General features: G+C 54.8%; 20 protein-coding genes. 18 read left to right on the plus strand and 2 right to left on the minus strand.

Going from position 1 to position 18002, the window contains the following annotated elements:
• Positions 1-8: 8 nt before the first annotated feature.
• Entirely contained in the window at positions 9-1307 is a 1299-nt protein-coding gene (locus tag ACMHXH_RS09900; protein WP_144361423.1) for a hypothetical protein, read from the minus strand.
• 224 nt (positions 1308-1531) lie between these two features.
• Between ACMHXH_RS09900 and gmk the strand changes: the two genes are divergently transcribed.
• From gmk to ACMHXH_RS09935, 7 genes are all read left to right on the plus strand, one after another.
• Positions 1532-2155 carry a guanylate kinase gene (gmk, locus tag ACMHXH_RS09905; protein ID WP_039034660.1) on the plus strand — a complete coding sequence of 208 codons (624 nt, stop codon included), beginning with the start codon at positions 1532-1534 and terminating at the stop codon, positions 2153-2155.
• A gap of 59 nt (positions 2156-2214) precedes the next feature.
• Positions 2215-2496 (plus strand): DNA-directed RNA polymerase subunit omega, encoded by a 282-nt coding sequence (rpoZ, locus tag ACMHXH_RS09910; protein ID WP_025010112.1) that lies wholly within the window; start codon positions 2215-2217, stop codon positions 2494-2496.
• Between the two features lie 25 nt (positions 2497-2521).
• Positions 2522-4630, plus strand: coding sequence for a bifunctional GTP diphosphokinase/guanosine-3',5'-bis pyrophosphate 3'-pyrophosphohydrolase (gene spoT, locus ACMHXH_RS09915; protein WP_039034661.1), 2109 nt, complete (start codon positions 2522-2524; stop codon positions 4628-4630).
• A 22-nt stretch (positions 4631-4652) separates the two neighbouring features.
• Entirely contained in the window at positions 4653-5036 is a 384-nt protein-coding gene (locus ACMHXH_RS09920; RefSeq protein ID WP_025888534.1) for a RidA family protein, read from the plus strand.
• A 57-nt stretch (positions 5037-5093) separates the two neighbouring features.
• On the plus strand, positions 5094-5786 hold the full coding sequence (gene trmH, locus ACMHXH_RS09925; RefSeq protein WP_039034662.1) for a tRNA (guanosine(18)-2'-O)-methyltransferase TrmH: 693 nt from the start codon (positions 5094-5096) through the stop codon (positions 5784-5786).
• Between the two features lie 159 nt (positions 5787-5945).
• Positions 5946-7601 (plus strand): AMP-binding protein, encoded by a 1656-nt coding sequence (locus tag ACMHXH_RS09930; RefSeq protein WP_319619140.1) that lies wholly within the window; start codon positions 5946-5948, stop codon positions 7599-7601.
• A 168-nt stretch (positions 7602-7769) separates the two neighbouring features.
• On the plus strand, positions 7770-8699 hold the full coding sequence (locus ACMHXH_RS09935; RefSeq protein WP_039034664.1) for a calcium/sodium antiporter: 930 nt from the start codon (positions 7770-7772) through the stop codon (positions 8697-8699).
• Between the two features lie 149 nt (positions 8700-8848).
• Here ACMHXH_RS09935 and ACMHXH_RS09940 read toward each other — a convergent pair whose 3' ends face one another.
• Positions 8849-9370, minus strand: a complete 522-nt coding sequence (locus tag ACMHXH_RS09940) for a DUF3332 domain-containing protein (RefSeq protein WP_039034665.1) — start codon at positions 9368-9370, stop codon at positions 8849-8851.
• Between the two features lie 561 nt (positions 9371-9931).
• Here ACMHXH_RS09940 and ACMHXH_RS09945 point away from each other — a divergent pair.
• The 11 genes from ACMHXH_RS09945 (at position 9932) to ACMHXH_RS09995 (ending at position 17997) form a co-directional block, all read left to right on the plus strand.
• The gene (locus ACMHXH_RS09945) at positions 9932-10399 is read left to right on the plus strand and encodes a hypothetical protein (protein WP_319619139.1); all 468 of its coding nucleotides are present in this window, start codon (positions 9932-9934) and stop codon (positions 10397-10399) included.
• A 45-nt stretch (positions 10400-10444) separates the two neighbouring features.
• A complete protein-coding gene (locus tag ACMHXH_RS09950; protein ID WP_319619138.1) occupies positions 10445-10813 on the plus strand; it encodes a nuclear transport factor 2 family protein in 369 nt (122 codons plus the stop codon).
• A gap of 45 nt (positions 10814-10858) precedes the next feature.
• Positions 10859-11464, plus strand: coding sequence for a hypothetical protein (locus ACMHXH_RS09955; protein WP_319619137.1), 606 nt, complete (start codon positions 10859-10861; stop codon positions 11462-11464).
• A gap of 176 nt (positions 11465-11640) precedes the next feature.
• Positions 11641-11880, plus strand: coding sequence for a YrhK family protein (locus ACMHXH_RS09960; protein WP_039034668.1), 240 nt, complete (start codon positions 11641-11643; stop codon positions 11878-11880).
• 172 nt (positions 11881-12052) lie between these two features.
• Positions 12053-14128, plus strand: coding sequence for an ATP-dependent DNA helicase RecG (gene recG / locus ACMHXH_RS09965; RefSeq protein WP_039034669.1), 2076 nt, complete (start codon positions 12053-12055; stop codon positions 14126-14128).
• 188 nt (positions 14129-14316) lie between these two features.
• The gene (locus tag ACMHXH_RS09970; protein WP_039034670.1) at positions 14317-15183 is read left to right on the plus strand and encodes a DUF3014 domain-containing protein; all 867 of its coding nucleotides are present in this window, start codon (positions 14317-14319) and stop codon (positions 15181-15183) included.
• A gap of 244 nt (positions 15184-15427) precedes the next feature.
• The gene (locus ACMHXH_RS09975) at positions 15428-16156 is read left to right on the plus strand and encodes a beta-ketoacyl synthase chain length factor (RefSeq protein ID WP_101055363.1); all 729 of its coding nucleotides are present in this window, start codon (positions 15428-15430) and stop codon (positions 16154-16156) included.
• Entirely contained in the window at positions 16153-16950 is a 798-nt protein-coding gene (locus tag ACMHXH_RS09980; RefSeq protein ID WP_264920486.1) for a lysophospholipid acyltransferase family protein, read from the plus strand. The genes ACMHXH_RS09975 and ACMHXH_RS09980 overlap by 4 nt, the downstream gene beginning before the upstream one ends.
• A complete protein-coding gene (locus ACMHXH_RS09985) occupies positions 16937-17191 on the plus strand; it encodes a phosphopantetheine-binding protein (RefSeq protein ID WP_025010130.1) in 255 nt (84 codons plus the stop codon). Before ACMHXH_RS09980 ends, ACMHXH_RS09985 begins: the two co-directional genes overlap by 14 nt.
• A 9-nt stretch (positions 17192-17200) precedes the next feature.
• Positions 17201-17449 (plus strand): acyl carrier protein, encoded by a 249-nt coding sequence (locus ACMHXH_RS09990; protein ID WP_025010131.1) that lies wholly within the window; start codon positions 17201-17203, stop codon positions 17447-17449.
• On the plus strand, positions 17449-17997 hold the full coding sequence (locus ACMHXH_RS09995) for a hypothetical protein (protein WP_335911675.1): 549 nt from the start codon (positions 17449-17451) through the stop codon (positions 17995-17997). Before ACMHXH_RS09990 ends, ACMHXH_RS09995 begins: the two co-directional genes overlap by 1 nt.
• Positions 17998-18002: the final 5 nt, after the last annotated feature.

Consider the following 18002-nt stretch of genomic DNA (forward strand, 5'->3'; position numbering starts at 1 on the left):
TATACACCCTATTCAATAAACTGCCGAAAGGCCGGAACAGAACCCAATGCCGCCTGACTGCCCTTGAGGCTGAAGTCATAACCGCAGAGCTTAACCGAGCCCCGCCGCGCCATATCCTGAACAATCACCTGACTGTCCAGAGGGCTGAAGGCCGCTTCTACCTTGCCGTTATCGCCGATAACGACCGACATGGGACGGTAGCCAGTGCCATTGTTAAACACCAGCTCGGCGCAGCGGCGATCGCCCTTGGCGGTAGCCAGATCCCACAAGGGGCCTGGGGCGTCAGTATCACCAAGCCAGCTCATACGCAGCAAGTCACCATCGAGCGATAGACTGAAGCTGTCCGGCAGGCGCACTGTCACCCTGTCGGAGGTTTCGGCCACAATCTCTGTCGTCTCATCACGGCCTGATGCGTCATTAGGCTCAGCCTGAGGCCACAGCAGCCATATGATCAATCCCAAGCCAAGCAGCGCTGTGACCAGAGCGGCTATGGCAAAGCCCTTACGCTGGGCGGCCGAAAAGCCGCCAAGCCGCTGCCAAAGTTGCATTACGGCATCGCGCCAGGAGAGCAGCAATACCGACAAGGAGCCGGTGCGGTCTACCTCATCATCAAACCCAGACTCAGCGCTATTGACCTTATGCCGGGCTTGCTTATCTGTATGCCAACCAGGCTCTGTATTTATCTCAGAGGCATCGCCATCACTCGGCGCCGAGTCAAAATAACGGCTGCGGCCAGGTCCATAGGAGATGGCATCATGACTGAGGTCATGGACGGCGTTATACTCAGCAGCGCCGCGCTCGGCAGCATACCCAGGCGCAAGTTCAGGTTCAGGTTCAAGAACTGAAGCGCCGCCCAGGGTTGGCTCGACCCTTCTTATCTTGTTTTTGCGCTCAGCGCTCAAAGGCACAGGGCCACAGTATCCCTGCACATAGTCTCGCTGGCTTCTGGCGCCGCGGCCGCGATTCCCTCCAGGCAACAGTGCCAAACCTGTATGCAGCGCCAAAGCCAGCACCAGGGCTCCTATCAGGTAACTGCCTTCCTGGCCGCTACCTAAGGTCAACAACAGAATAAGCCAAGGCAGCAGAGCTATCAGTGACAACCAGGGATTAAGGCCACCGTCACCCAGGCGACGACGACAACTGAGCAGTAATACCGGTGCCAGCAAAATCCCGGGTAACCAGATGAAACTACCGCCACCGGAAAGTAGCCCCAACACGAGTAGTAAAAAATAAACGGCGCCACTGATGGCCGCATGTCGCAGACCATTGTCGTAACCCTGAATACAGATGAGCGATTTATACAGCACAGAACCCCTTAAAAAATCGGCCGACTTATTTGATGGCAGACTAACGAATTTGATGGCAATTGTCAGCGCCACTGGCATGGCAGCGTTGCCTGCCTATATAATAGCTGCCCTTAAGGAAGCTGCCTTGAACTCCTGTTCAATCCAGAATAACGGCAGACCAGAGTTCGTAGCTTCCCTCATTAATCACCGATTTTTTGCAACCAAAGACTTGGAACCCAAATATTATGAGCGCACGCGGAAACCTCTTTATTGTCTCGGCCCCCAGTGGAGCGGGCAAATCGTCACTGATTGCAGCCCTGCTGGCCAATAAACCGGCCGACAAACAAGTTTCCGTATCGCACACCACCCGCCAGCCCCGCCCGGGAGAGGTTAACGGCCAGCACTATCATTATGTGTCGGTGGAGGAGTTCAAGGCGCTGATTGCCGAAGAAGCCTTCTTCGAGTGGGCCGAAGTCTTCGGTAACTTTTATGGCACTTCCCGCAAGGTCATTGAAGAAACGCTTGAACGGGGCATAGATGTGTTCCTGGATATCGACTGGCAGGGTGCCCAGCAAGTGAAGAAACTGATGCCCGAGGCCATCGGCATCTTTATTCTGCCACCGTCCCGCGAAGAGCTGGAGCGCCGTCTGACCGGTCGCGGTCAGGACAGCAGCGAAGTCATCGCCTCCCGCATGGCACAGGCAGTGTCAGAAATGTCGCACTATAAAGAGTATGATTTCATCATAGTCAACGACGATTTTGAGACTGCACTGGGGGATCTGAGCGCGATCATTCGCTCACAACGCCTGACTCGTGCTAGTCAAATTAATACTCACAATGATATGCTTAAGGGTCTGTTGGCAGATTAATTGCCTTCGTGTACAATTTTGCGTCATTTTTTCCATTCAAATCACTGGAGTTTCAACACATGGCTCGCGTTACTGTAGAAGACGCCGTTAAACAAATCGGCAACCGTTTTGATATGATCATGGTTGCGGCGCGTCGTGCCCGTCAGATCGCCGTCCAGGGTAAAGATCCTTTGGTTGAAGAGCAAAACGACAAACCCACTGTTATCGCACTGCGCGAAATCGAACAGGGACTGGTTAACTCAGCGACTCTGGATGCCGATGAGCGTCAGAGCGTACGTGAGCGCGAAGCAGCTGAAATTGCTGCCGTGGCAGCGATTGCAGAAGGTAACTCTTCACTCTAAGGCACATTCTTAGGAGAACAGCCACTTGTATCTGTTTGAAGGTCTCAAGGAGTCTGCCGCCAGTTATCTGGAGCCGGAGCAGGTAGAATTACTCAAGCAGGCCTATCAGGTGGCGCGTGATGCCCATGAAGGGCAGATGCGTACCAGTGGCGAACCCTATATTACCCATCCGGTTGCGGTTGCCCGCATCCTGGCCGAAATGCGTCTCGACCATGAGACGCTGATGGCCGCCCTGCTGCACGACACCATAGAAGACACCCAAGTTACCCATCAGGATCTGGCCGAACTGTTCGGCACCTCGGTGGCGGAACTGGTGGAAGGTGTCTCCAAGCTCGACAAGATCAAATTCCGCGACAAGAAAGAGGCCCAGGCGGAAAACTTCCGCAAGATGATGATGGCCATGACCCAGGATATCCGGGTGATCCTCATCAAACTGGCCGACCGCACCCACAATATGCGCACCCTGGGCGCCCTGCGGCCGGACAAACGTCGCCGCATTGCCCGCGAAACCCTGGAAATTTACGCCCCCATCGCCAACCGTTTGGGTATTCACAATATCAAGACAGAGTTGGAAGATCTCGGCTTTCAGGCCTATTACCCTATGCGCTATCGGGTACTCAAAGAGGTGGTTCGTGCCGCCCGCGGTAACCGCAAGGAACTGATCCAAAGCATAGAAACCGCCATTCGTACCCGCCTGGAAGATGTGGGTATCAAGGGCAAGGTCAAGGGCAGGGAAAAGAACCTCTATTCCATCTACAACAAGATGCGCAGCAAAGAGCTGCAATTCCAAGAAGTGATGGATATCTATGCCTTCCGCTTGATAGTGGACTCCATAGACACCTGTTATCGGGTGCTCGGGGTGATGCACGGCCTCTACAAGCCGCGTCCGGGCAGGTTTAAAGACTATATCGCCATTCCCAAGGCCAACGGCTATCAGTCGTTGCATACCTCGCTGTTTGGTCCCCATGCGGTACCGGTGGAAATTCAGATCCGTACCGAAGACATGGACCAGATGGCCGATAAAGGGGTTGCGGCCCACTGGATGTACAAGAGTGGCCAGACCGGCGCCTCGGGTACCACTACCCAGCTGCGCGCCCGCAAATGGATGCAAAGCCTGCTGGAACTGCAGCAGAGTGCTTCCACCTCGTTTGAATTTGTTGAAAACGTCAAGACAGAGCTGTTCCCGGAAGAGATCTATGTATTCACTCCCGAGGGCCGCATTCTGGAACTGCCGGTAGGCGCCACCGCAGTGGACTTCGCCTATGAGGTACACACAGATGTGGGCAACACCTGTGTCGGCGCCCGGGTCAACCGCCAGGCCTACCCCTTGAGTCAGCCGCTGATTTCCGGGCAAACGGTCGAGATCATCACCGCCAAGGGCGCCCGCCCCAACGCCGCCTGGCTCAACTTCGTGGTTACCGGCAAGGCCCGCGCCAAAATCCGTCAGGTGCTCAAGAACCTCAAGCAGGACGAAGCCAGCACCCTGGGTAGGCGTCTGCTGAACCATGCGCTGGGCGAAACCAAGCTGGAACAGATAGATCCGGCGCAGATAGACAAGGTAGTCAAAGACACCAAACACGCCGATCTGCAATCACTGTTGGCCGACATAGGTCTTGGCAATGCCATGAGCATAGTCATAGCCCAACGCCTCAAGGGCGACAAGATAGAGCCGCAGAAACAGCATGATGAGCACAAGCTGATGCCGATCCGCGGCGCCGAAGGCATGCTGGTTACCTTCGCCAACTGCTGCCGCCCCATTCCTGGGGATGCCGTGATTGCTCACGTAAGCCCAGGCAAGGGCCTGGTGGTGCACATGGAAAACTGCGCCAACATCCGCGGCTATCAGGGCGAGCCGGACAAGTATATTCCGGTGCAATGGGATGCCGTCGATGGGGTCGAATTCCAGGCCAACCTGAGGGTCGAAATCGTCAACCATCAGGGCGCGTTGGCGAAGATCACCAATATCATTGCCGCCGAAGGCTCCAATATTCACAATCTCAGCACCGAAGAGCGCGATGGCCGCGTCTATCTGATCAACCTGCGCATCTCGGTTCGCGACCGGATCCACATGGCAAATGTTATGCGCCGAATCAGGGTACTGCCCGAGGTTCTGCGTACATCCCGTAACCGTTGATAACAGAAAAAGAGAGAGCGTTATGGCAGAGAAGATCATCATAGCAACAGACAAGGCTCCCGCCGCTATCGGCACCTACTCCCAGGCAGTCAAAGTGGGCAGCACTGTCTACCTGTCCGGGCAGATCCCGCTGGACCCAGCCACCATGGCACTGGCCGGTGACGACTTTGAAACCCAGGTTGTACGGGTATTCGACAACCTCAAGGCCGTCTGTGAAGCCGCCGGCGGTTCCATGGCCGATATCGTCAAACTGAATATCTATATGCTGGATCTGGGCAACTTTGCCACGGTCAACGAAATCATGAGCCGTTACTTCAACCAGCCTTACCCGGCCCGCGCCGCCATAGGCGTGAAAGAGCTGCCAAAGGGTTCTCTGGTCGAGATGGACGGTGTGATGGAACTCTGAGTTCCCTCCCAAATACAGGGCGCTACGGCGCCCTTTTTCATATAGGATCCCCCGCCAATGAGCCCCGAACGCTTCGCTCGCATCAACCAAATGCTGGACATGCGCCAGCCGGATCTGAGCCTGATCCTGGACAGAGTCCACAAGAGCAACAATATTTCCGCCGCGCTGCGCAGTGCCGATGCTGTGGGTATCCACGAAATTCATGCGGTCTGGCCCGATGCCGATATGCGCCTGTCCGGCAATACCGCCTCCGGCAGCCAGCAGTGGGTAAAAACCATTAAACACTATGACTTTGCCTCGGCAGTCAAGGCTTGCAAGGCGCGCGGAATGCAGCTGGTCGCCACCCATTTCGGCCCTCAGGCCCGCGACTTTCGGGAGCTGGATTACCGCCGCCCCACCGCCTTTATTGTCGGTAATGAACGTGATGGCATCAGCGCCGAAGCCCTGGCCGCCGCCGACGAGCAGGTAGTGATCCCCATGGTCGGCATGGTGCAATCCCTCAATGTCTCGGTGGCGTCGGCGCTGCTGCTGTATGAGGCGCAGCGTCAGCGGCAAGAGGCCGGCCTCTATGGCAGTCGCAAGCTGGACAATGACTATTGCCAGACCATGTTGTTTGAGCAAGGCCATCCCATTTATGCCAAAGCCTGTCGGCGCAAAGGCATTCCCTACCCGACCATAGACGCGCAGGGCCAGATAGTCGCCGCTGCCGACTGGTGGCAACGGATGCGTGAACCCATCCAGGAACTGTGAAGCATTTCAAACAACCGATTAAATATTGCACCAGATCACAATTGTCGCCATACTGGTTTGGCCACTGCATAGCGAAACTAACAGATAATCAGATCGTTGCAGCCGCCGTGGGGGAAGCTGCAGCTACGCAGATAACAAGAACAGTAAAGGGGACACCCCATGGAAGCATCATTCAAGAGCCCGGTGGAAATGCTCGACCACTGGGTAGAGACTCAAGGCGATGAGATCTATCTCAGGCAGCCAATCAACGGCCAATATCAGGATCTGACCTGGCGTCAGGTACAGGCCAAGGTGCAACAACTCTGCGGCGGCCTGCGTCACTTGGGGCTGCAACCCGGCGACAAGATAGCCGTGCTGTCAAAAAACTGCGCCGAGTGGTTCATTACCGATCTAGCGCTGATGCACGGCGGCTATATCAGTGTGCCCATCTACCCCACGGCCAATGCCGATACCATACGCTACGTGCTGGAACACAGTGGCTGTAAGGCCATCATACTGGGTAAACTGGATCACTGGGCCGATCAGGAAGCCGGTGTCGGCGGTGATATTCTGCGCCTGGCGATGCCTTATGACACCATGCCGGCTCAATATCACTGGCAGCAACTGTTGAATCTCGGTACACCTCTGGTGGATGCCCCTTATCCCGAGGCCGAGCAGGTAATGACGCTGATCTACACCTCAGGTTCCACCGGCAAGCCCAAGGGCGCCATCCAAACCTTCGGCAGTTACGGCTGGACCTGTAATGCCGTGGTGCGCGATCTCAAGACAGATGGTAAAGACAGACTGCTGTCCTACCTGCCGCTGGCTCATATCACAGAGCGGGTGGCGATAGAGGGTTCCTCCTTCTATTCCGGCTCTTGCGTTGCCTTTGTCGAAAGCCTCGACAGTTTTGTTGCCGATGTGCAGCGAATGCGGCCAACCGTATTCTTCTCGGTACCTCGGCTGTGGACCCTGTTCCAAAAGAACATTATCGATAAGGTCGGCTACGCCAGGCTCAATCTGCTACTGAAGATCCCCCTCATCAGCCATCTGGTCAAACGCAAGATCCATAAGGGCCTGGGGCTGGATAAGTGTCGTTTGCTCGGTTCAGGTTCGGCGCCCATACCTCCGTCACTGGTGGAGTGGTATCACAACATAGGGTTGGATATCTGCGAAGCCTGGGGCATGACGGAAAACTGCGCCTACTCAATTATCAACTTCCCCTTCGATGCCAGTAAGATAGGCACTGTCGGCAAGCCGGTGATCGGCTGCGAAGTCAAGCAGGCGGCCAATGGCGAACTGCTGGTGAAGAGCCCGGGATTGATGCGTGAATACTACAAGGCGCCGGAAGCCACAGCCGCCGCCTTCGATGAAGAGGGCTTTTTCCTCACCGGCGACCTCTGCGCCATAGATGCCGACGGTTGCGTCAGCATCACAGGCCGGGTCAAGGATAACTTCAAGACCGCCAAGGGCAAGTATGTGGCGCCAGTGCCGATTGAACGTAAGATGGCGCAGGATCCCCATGTGGAGCTTATCTGCGTCATCGGCCTGGGACTACCCCACCCAGTGGCTTTGGTGCAACTCTCTGAAGGGGCGGCGTTGCAAGCCAGAGAAGAGGTACGCGCCTCGCTCAAGGCCACTGTGGATGCGGTTAACCCCAACCTGGAGTCCCATGAAACCGTGGAAGCTGTTTTGGTGGTTAAGGAGCCCTGGACCATAGAAAACGATGTGCTGACCCCAACGCTGAAAATCAAGCGCCATGTGTTGGAGAGCAGATACGCCAGTCGGATGGAAGGCGTCCGCGGCGCCAAGGTCGTCTGGGAAGACGAAATCTAAAGCCCTTATCCTGATTTATCTGATTATCCCGGCTCCGGCCGGGATTTTTATGACATATTCTGTCAAAAAGGGGTTGCCTTCGGGGGGAAAAACCTTATGCTGGCAGCCCAAATACATTCATCGGTGCCGGTATGTATGGCACCTTACTGACAGGAAAAGCGGTTTTCAATGTTGATTGCACTCTCTATTCTCGGCGGCTTCTTAATTTTGACTCTGGGAGCCGAAGCCTTGGTTCGCGGCGCCAGCGTCATCGCCCTGCGTCTGGGAATCGCCCCTCTGGTGATCGGCCTGACGATCGTCGCCTTCGGTACCAGTGCTCCCGAACTGGCAGTGAGCGTTAAGTCAGCACTGGCCGGTAGCCCGGGCATTGCTCTGGGTAACGTGGTGGGCTCCAATATCGCCAATATCGGTCTGATCCTGGCCCTGACCGCACTGATCCGCCCGATAGGCGTTCAGACACAGATGGTCAGACGCGACATTCCACTGATGATAGGCGCCTCTATTCTGATGTGGCTGCTGGTACTCGACGGTGAACTGAGCCTGATTGACGGCGCCGTGCTGACCAGCTTACTGGTAGGCTATCTGCTGCTCAGCTATTTCAGCAGCAAGGGCGAAGATACCGATGAACCTATTGAAGGCCCCAAGAACCCTCTACTGTCGCTGCTGTTTATCATCGCCGGTATTGGCATGTTGGTGGGCGGCGGCATACTGTTTGTCGATGGCGCAGTCGAGTTGGCCCGTACCTTCGGTATCAGCGAAGTAGTGATCGGCCTGACCATTATTGCCATAGGCACCAGCATGCCGGAATTAGTCACCTCGATTTTGGCCGCACTCAAGGGCCAGAGCGATATCGCCATAGGTAATGTGGTTGGCTCCAACCTGTTTAACCTGCTGGGGATCCTCGGGGTCACGGCCCTGGTGCACCCCATCAGCTCTGCCGGCTTCAGCAGCCTGGACTTCAGCGTGATGCTAACCCTGGCACTGTTGGTGTTGCCCTTTGCCTGGAGCGGATTTCGTATCGGTCGCCGCGAAGGCGCCATATTATTGCTGGGTTACTGCGGCTATATGGGCTATCTGGTCACCCACGCCAGCGCCTGAATCTGAGTACGCCACTGACAATTGAATGCTTCTGAAGAGCTTTATTGCCAAGCCGCAGTAGCATAAAAAATCCCGGGTTTTGACACCAAAAATGAATAATCAAAACCCGGGATATCATCAAGTTAAGGGCCAAAACAGCCCAAAAGCGCTCAGGAGCGAGCCGCTACATAACTCTCCATTTCAGCTATGCTGACACTGGCAATGAATTGCTGATCCAGGTAGAAGTCCACCATCTCCCCCTGCTTGCGCCCCAGCATTACCTGCTCGGTGCCATCTTCATAGCTCAGCGTCATCGCCAAAGTATTGTCATCTATGGCTGACATGCTGGCACGGCTCAGTTTTACCGGGGCAGTGGTCAGATCCTTGTCCAGTTTATGATTGATCTTGAACACTGCATCGGCCGGCATATCTACCAAGGCCGGTGACTTGCCGGTAATAGGGTTCTTGCCGGTCCAAAACTCAATACTGTTGAAAATAAACAGATCGGCGGCGGCAGTAATGCCATAGACGGGCGCCAGCAACAGGTACAAACCGGCGCGGCCGTAACGGTTATCCACCGCACTCAAATTGCCTTTGGTCAACATGCCTGAAAGCCCCATCTGCCCCATACAACCCGCCAGTTGCGAGCAGATCAACACAGTGACCCCAAGACCGACTTTACTCAACTTCATCAATATCTCCCCAAATAGAGTTTACGCATATGTTATTGGCGCGCGGATTCTACTCAGGTTAATCAATTTAACTATGCAGGGGCTCACAACTTGAGGTTAGTTTTTCGGAGAGTAAGTTACTCGGTTGTTGGATGTTTTTCTCTTTGGAAAAATCAGTAAGACACTGGTGATAAAGGCGCTCAAACAAACATAACTCCCTTACCTTACGCAGAGACCTGTATCCTGAGCCCCAGAGCCTCAATCGCAGGGGTTTAAGAAACCAAGGTCGGCTTACCAAAACAGGTAAAAACCGGTTCCGCTCTACGAATATCGGAAGTAAAGCGCTGTCCAGCCCTAAAATGACTTGGCTTTTTTAGGGTCAACACGCCCGATAAATTTCACTGTTATATCCATTAATGCGGGTTCACTTAAATATACCGCAAGCGTGGCATCTCAGGGTTCAACCCAGAGGCTAAAAGCTTTACCATGACTCGGCGTTCAGCTCAGACTTGTTACTCAAAGGCAGTTGTTTGAACGAGCAACATCAGGGATCCGGTTAATCCAAGTTAAGGAGAACAATCAATGCATTGCAGACATTGCGGCTCAGACAATATCAAACACTTCAAAGCCATTCATGCCGAAGACACAACAGAAGTTTCAGTCAGCGCCTCGGCCAAACCCGTGTGGAACAACCAGCCCTTTTCTGTGCATGGAAAACAAAAACTCAAGGGTAGCGCCCAACTGCAAACCAAACTGGCCAAGCGCTGCTCGCCGCCATCTGACCCTCAGCCCTTGGTGCTATTTCTGGCGGCTTTCCCCGGGCTACTATTGGGCGGCTACCTGGGGTTTCAGGCTGGCAGCAACTGGAGCAGTTTTTGGCTTGGAGTGCTGTGCTTTTTTGCCTCCAGTTTTACTCTGATCCTGAGCGCCGATTGGCTATGGAAAAACTACTTGGGAGGGCGAAAGTCAATGCAGCAATACCGCGCGGCACTGAACCAATGGCAGAACTCCTGGTACTGCAGCAAGTGTGCCAAAGTCAGTATTTTTTAACCTTCTTGCCTCTTTGCCGTCACTCATCAGGGCTTGGGAATAACCATGAATCACATCTCAGAGATTCAACAACTAGAAAGCCAACTGCGTAGCGCCATGTTGAATTCGGATATCAATTTGCTGGATAGACTGTTGTCGCCTCAGCTGATATTCACCAATCACCTGGGGCAAGTGCTCGGCAAAGCAGAGGATCTGCATGCCCACTGCTCAGGCCTGCTCAATATCACTCGGATAGACACTCTAACCGAAGAGATACGACTGCATCAGGGGACTGCGATAGTGTCGGCGGAGGTGAATATTCAAGGCAGCTATGCCAAAGCACCGACCAACGGCCGTTTTCGCTTTACCCGGGTTTGGCTGCACAGGGCAAGCGGCTGGCAACTGATAGCGGCTCACTCGAGCCTACTGGCTTGAGCACTGAGTTTTACGACAAACTACTGATTTCATGGCGACCATTTTATGACCAAAAACCCACAACAGGCCAGGCTCTGCCAATATCAGCAGCATATGCTGATGACAGAGCTCGAGGCTGAGCCGGGCAAGTTGAAACTCATCTGGCGCAGCAGGCAAACGCAACTGAAATACGCGCTTTGGGGACTATTATTGATGCTTGCCGGAATACTGGGAGTACTCGTCTTGGACCCCGCCAGACAGGACACTTGGTTTACGGCTGCCATCATAGCCATAGTGCTGGGGCTCAGCGGTATCATCATGGGCCTGAACCTCTACCGCCAGCTCAAACCCGTAACTTTGGATCTGCAACAAGGCTGCGTCTTCCGGGGCGGGAAAAGCAAGCCTCTCAGTCAACTCTGCCGCATAAAGGTGCAACGCAATACCTATAACGAAAGATCCAGAAGTCACATGCTTGAACACCTGACTGACGAAGAGCTCATAAGTGTCAGCGTGGTACTCTGTTTTTCTGAGCGTGAGCGACTCGGTTTTGGCCTGTTCAAACCTCAAAAGCAGGCCACAGACAAAGCCAGAGCCTACGCACAAACACTCGCCGAACTGATAGGCTTTAACGGTGAAATAACCGTTAGCCAGGGTTCAGGCCTGGGCCGTTAAGTTACGCTACTCTTTTGCCAAGCCTGCCGAATCCAAGATGCAAGTTGTTAACTTAATCTTATGGTTATGTAGATATATTTATTCTCATTAAAACAAATAATTAGGGAATTAGATTTGCACTCGGAAGGTAGCAGCGTTAAGGTATCGCGGCAAATCATAACTACCAAGAAGGAACCATGATCGACAGTAAGCAGCGATATTTTGCCGAGCAAGATATCAAAGCCCCCGCCACCCCTCTTCCCAAACACGCCTTGTTCAATACCCTAAGCGACCTAATAGTCGCGCTCTGTTTTCTACTGGGCAGCTTCTTTTTTCTCACTGACGTTCACACCCTTATCGGCGCCTGGCTGTTTGTAATAGGCAGCGTTCAGCTACTGATAAAGCCCTTGGTCACCCTGTTGAACTGGTGGCACTGACAGATTAATCCGTCACAAATATATCAGGGCTTTTGCCATACACCCGCCCACCCAGGCAGAAGCCCTGCCGCCATTGCACCACACTTTACCCGGCCGATAAAAGCAACGCATTGCCAAGGGCTATTTCTCTGATAGTATATGTATAAATTCACAGTAATCCGGTGCTAAAGGTTTGCAGAGACTGGATCTTATTGCTATCACCGAGCTTAAAGGCGTAGCCGCTAAAATGGCTGAGAAACTGCACAAGCTCGGAATCAACACGGTACAGGATCTGCTGTTCCACCTGCCGCTGCGCTATGAAGACAGAACCCGCATCTACCCCATAGCCAGCCTCACACCCGGCAGCTACGGCACCATAGAAGCCGAAATCCAATCCAGCCAGATCATCAATGGCCGCAAGCGCATGTTGATCTGCAATGTCCGTGATGACAGCGGCACCATGACCCTGAGGTTCTTCAATTTCTCTGCCGCCCAGCGCAATGCCATGCAACAAGGGCTAACCATTAGAGCCTATGGCGAAGTGCGCCGAGGTAACCACCAGGCCGAGATCATTCATCCGGATTACAAGATACTCAAGGGCGACGAACCGCCCAACCTCAACGACACCCTGACGCCCATCTATCCCACCACTGAAGGGCTCAAGCAGGCCAGTTGGATGAAATTGACCGAGCAGGCTCTAAGCCTGTTGCAGGACGATGGACTGCAAGAGTTGCTGCCCGAGGCGCTGCGCCCCAATCAGCAAAGTCTGGCCCAGGCGGTGCGCACCCTGCATAGGCCCCCGGCAGATGTCGATATCTATCGCTTGGAACAGGGGCAACACCCGGCGCAGCAACGCCTGGTACAGGAAGAACTGCTGGCGCATAACCTGTCTATGCTCAAGCTCAGAGAGCGAAGCAATCATGACAAAGCTGTGCCTTTGCCCGCCACCGGCGCTTTGCTCAATCCCTTCCTCGCCGCCTTACCCTTTAAACCTACGGGGGCGCAGCAGCGAGTGGTGGCAGATATCGGCCGTGATATTGAAAAGCCACAACCCATGATGCGCCTGGTTCAGGGCGATGTCGGCTCGGGCAAGACCCTGGTGGCCGCCATGGCGGCGCTGCAGGCGATAGAAAACGGTTATCAGGTGGCCATGATGGCGCCCACTGAGCTGTTGGCCGAGCAACATGCGATTAATTTCAGCCAATGGCTGGAGCCATTGGGGCTCAAGGTCGGTTGGCTGGCGGGTAAGCTCAAAGGCAAAGCCAGAGCCCAGTCGCTGGAGGATATCGCCTCCGGCAGTGCCCACATGGTGATAGGCACCCACGCCATCTTTCAAGAGCAGGTACAGTTTCACAAGCTGGCGTTGATCATCATAGATGAGCAACACAGATTCGGCGTGCATCAGCGCCTGGGGCTGAGAGAGAAAGGCATCAGCCAGGGTTTTCATCCCCACCAGTTGATCATGACGGCGACCCCTATTCCTCGCACCCTGGCGATGACAGCCTATGCGGATTTGGATACCTCCATCATTGACGAGTTGCCGCCGGGGCGTACCCCGGTCACCACAGTGGCCATCAGTGACAGTCGGCGTCAGGAGGTAATCGACAGGGTACGTCAGGCGGCGCTCAATGACGGTCGCCAGGCCTACTGGGTCTGCACCCTTATCGAGGAATCCGAAGTGCTCGAATGCCAGGCAGCCGAAGACACCTGTGAAGAACTGCGTGCCGCCCTGCCGGAGCTGAGCATAGGCCTGGTACATGGCCGTATGAAGAGCGCCGAAAAACAACAAGTCATGGACAGCTTCAAACGCGGCGAGCTCAAGTTGTTGGTGGCCACCACTGTCATTGAAGTGGGGGTCGATGTGCCCAACGCCAGTCTGATGATCATCGAGAACCCGGAACGGCTGGGGCTGGCGCAGTTGCACCAGTTGCGCGGCCGGGTCGGTCGCGGCGCCGTGGCCAGCCACTGCGTCCTGCTGTACAAGGCACCGCTGTCACACACGGCTACCAAACGGCTTGGGGTATTGCGTCAGAGCAACGACGGCTTTGTGATTGCCCAAAAAGATCTGGAGATCCGCGGCCCGGGTGAGGTGCTGGGCACCCGCCAGACAGGTATAGCCGATATGAAAGTGGCCGATTTGGTCAGGGATCAGGCGCTTATTCCCCACATCCAGAAACTGGCCCGTCATGTGATGAGCCAGGCACCGGAGAATGTCGATGCCATCATTCAGCGCTGGCTGGGCGACCGGCAGCAATATGTTCAGGCCTAGTGCGCTAAAAACGTCACAAAATTGCCGAGAGTTCAGCCGGGGTTCAAGTCAGCCACCACAGGATCTGCTCTACTGGCAATATTTCACAAATAAATCTTGCTGCTAAATGGCCGAAAGCTGGACAAGATGGCCAATATTTGCAGAATGGGAGAAGCGCTGCCTCACAGGTATCAATGAAAGGAAATCCAATGCAAGTCAATCAAGAAGATAGAATCGCGCCGCAGGAAAAGTCCTCTGGCAACAGTGGCATTGTTATCATCCTGCTAGTGTTGGTATTGCTGATTGCAGGAGGAGCCTACTACTATTTCAGCGGCGAACAAGAGCCGCAGCAAACAGCAGAACCCACCCAGGTTGAACTCCCTGAACCCGCGCCCAGCGAACCGCTGCCAACCCAGGTTCAGGTGCCTGAACCTGAAACCATGCCCGAGCCTGAACCTGAAGTGGTTCAGCCCGAAGTCGAGCCGGAACAACCCCTGCCTTCACTGGCCGAAAGTGATGAGTATGTTCATGAAAAGGCCGTGGCCATGGCCGATGGTATGAAGATAGAGCCACTGCTGGTTGAACAAGATCTGGTACGCCAGTTCGTGGTGTTTGTCGATAATCTGGCCCAAGGTGAACTGGCTCGTAAAACCAGTCCGATGAAAGGCCCGAGCGACACCTTCACTGTATCTGAAATTGCCAACAAGACTTATCTGGATCCGGATAGCTACCACAGATACGACCTTTACGCTGACTTCCTCACCGGGCTCAACGACGAGCAGCTGCTCAACACCTATCGTCAATTGTCGCCGCTGCTGGAGCAGGCATTCGATGAGCTGGGTTATCCCAACCTCAAATTCGATGAGCGGATGCAACAAGCCATCAAGGTGCTGTTGGCTACCCCTGTAATAGAAGATCCTATCGAGCTGTATGCCATCAGTGTGAACTACAAGTTTGTCGATCCCAAGCTGGAAGCCCTGCCCAACGCGCAGAAAATGCTGGTACGTATGGGGCCCGACAACACTCGCAAAATCAAAACGGCACTGCGGCGACTGCAAAGCCAGTTGAACAACTGAGCAGCATTTGAATCACCCGGCAGTCGCCGGGCGATTCCCTTGTTAGTGAAAAGTTGTAACTGATCTTTAGCTGTAACCTAAACCCCTTCTTAAAACCCGTACTTTCAGTGTAGAATACAGCCCTTTGTACCGGTGTTTCAGAGGGGAAAGGCAATCGGTACGGCGGTCGCATTCCGACCCAACAGATTCACTCCCTCACGACCCGTAAGGGATAGCAACAAAGATCTGTGTCAGAGGCAAAGCAGTGCAACTAGCGTTCAGTATTCTCTCCTGGGGAGCCTGGTCTCCGGAGTATCAACAGCAGCAAGATTGGCAACAGTGGCAGAGCAGCAACTGCGCCCTTGATGACAGCGATCGCCTCGCCCCCAAGTTACCTCAGGTTGCCGCCATGCAGCGGCGCCGTTTCAGCCGCCTGAGCAAGATGATGCTGGAAGCCGCTTTCCAGGCCGAAGCTCCCAGCCAATGCCGCAGCGTATTTGCCTCGCGCCATGGCGAACTCAATCGCACCATAGAACTGCTGCAGGATATTATTGCCAGGCAGCCGCTCTCTCCCATGGGTTTCAGCCAATCGGTTCACAACACCGCCAGCGGTCTGTTTGGCATAGTCACGGGTAATACTGGCGCTTCCACTTCAGTGGCGGCGGGCACAGATACCCTATCCCAAGCCATGTTGGAAGCCTGGGCCCAGTTGGCCGAGGACCCCAGCCCCCTGCTATTGGTGTTCGGCGATGACCCTGTGCCGCCCGTCTATGATGAATTTACCCAAGAGATGGAACTGCCACTGGCCTTGTCTCTGCAGCTGGCCCCGGCCGATGTTACCGGCATAGCCAGAGTTACCCTGAGCCAGCAGACCGGCGCCGGGCAGCCGCTGAGCTTCGGCGCACTGCTGCAGGCACTGGCAAACGGCACGGCAATCCAGGGGCAACTGGCCCATTGGCATTGGCAGCTGGAACCCTCAAGGGAGCCGCTATGACAGCCCCGGCAACCGGTATCGGCTATTTTCCCCGTTGGCTCGCCGGCATCAGCTGTTATATCGCCTTCGGCCTTGGCGGCTTGCTGAGCTCCTTGACCATTTTACCTGTGCTGAGATTCTGGCCCGGCGAGCGCGATGTGCGCATTCAAAGAGTACAAAAAGCGGTGCACTACATGTTCCGCGGCTTTGTGCATATGCTGACCTGGGCCGGCGTGGTCAGGGTCAGCACGGTAAATCTGCAGCGATTACAGCAGGCCAAGGGCATGGTGGTGATTGCCAATCACCCCACCCTCATAGATGTGGTGGTGTTAATCAGCCTGATGCCCAATGCCGGCTGCATAGTAAAACAGGGACTGTGGCGTAACCCTTTTTTGCGCGGAGTCGTCTCCGCCGCCGGCTATATTCCCAATCGCGGCGCCGATCTGCTGCTACAGGACTGCCGTGAAGTGTTGGCCAGAGGCACCAATCTGATCATCTTTCCCGAGGGCACACGCACGGTAAAAGGCGCAGTGATCAATCCCTTTGCCCGCGGTTCGGCCAATATCGCCCTGCGCACCGGGGCCGATATTCTGCCAGTGGTACTCAGGGTGGTCCATCCCGGACTCACCAAACAGGATCCCTGGTACGAAATCCCGAGACGCACCATACAGATGCAAGTGGAAACCGGGGCAAGCATAGCGCATCTGAGGTATGATGCCGAAAGCGGTGGCGATGCCCGGATGGCACGCCAACTCACCAGAGATCTGGAAACCTATTACAAACAACAATTAGATATAAATTATGAGCTTACATAACGAAATTAAACAGCTAATCATAGATTGCCTCGATCTTGAGGATATCAGTATCGACGATATAGATACCGAAGCACCGCTGTTCGGTGAGGGGTTGGGACTGGATTCCATCGATGCACTTGAGCTGGGCTTGGCGATCAAGAAGCAGTTCGACGTCAAGATAGAAGCCAACTCAGAGGCAACCAAGGCTCACTTTTACAGTGTGGCCAGCCTTGCCGCGTTTATCGAATCCCAGCGCGCGTAGGAGGTGCTCATGCAAAGCCGTGAACAGATATTGGAAATGCTGAGCAAGATCCTGGTCGATGAGTTTGAAGTGGACGCCGAGGCGATAACCCCTGAGGCTTCACTCTATGAAGAGTTGGATCTGGACAGCATAGATGCGGTGGATCTGGTGATCAAACTGCAACAGCTGACCGGCAAAAAGATCCAGCCCGATGAATTCAAGTCGGTACGGACGGTCAACGACGTGGTTAACGCCATCGAGGGACTGGTTAAAGACTGATGCGTGCCCTGGCTCAGACAGTCACGGCCCTGTTGCTGCTGGGATATCCCCTGGCGGTATATCTGGGGCTGAACTATCTGCCGGGCAATGGCCTGGCACTCTTGCTGGCGGCCTTGCTCGGTGCCAGGTTGCTGCTGGGGAAGCAAAAGCTCAAGGCGCTGGCCGCTCCGGTCGTTCTGGGGTTACTGCTGGCGCTCGGCAGCCTGCTCGCCAAGCGTCAGGACTGGCTGCTGTACTACCCTGTACTGGTCAATGCCTGCATGCTGGTGCTGTTTACCTCTTCGCTGCTTAAGGGTCCCAGCATGGTGGAACGTCTGGCCAGGTTGGCCGAGCCGGATCTGCCCGAGGAAGCCAGGCCCTACCTGGTAAGGGTCACACAACTCTGGTGTGGTCTGTTTGTCTTCAACGGCGGCATGGCGGCTTATACGGCGCTGTTTACCAGCCTGGAGACCTGGACCCTGTACAACGGCCTGATAGCCTATCTGCTGATGGGGCTGCTCGGTGGCGGAGAATGGCTCTATCGCCACTTTTGTCTGAAGCGATCATAAAGGGA

Origin of the sequence: Shewanella sp. BJSY2023SW001 (assembly GCF_047314685.1) — a bacterium.
Classification (GTDB): domain Bacteria; phylum Pseudomonadota; class Gammaproteobacteria; order Enterobacterales; family Shewanellaceae; genus Shewanella; species Shewanella indica.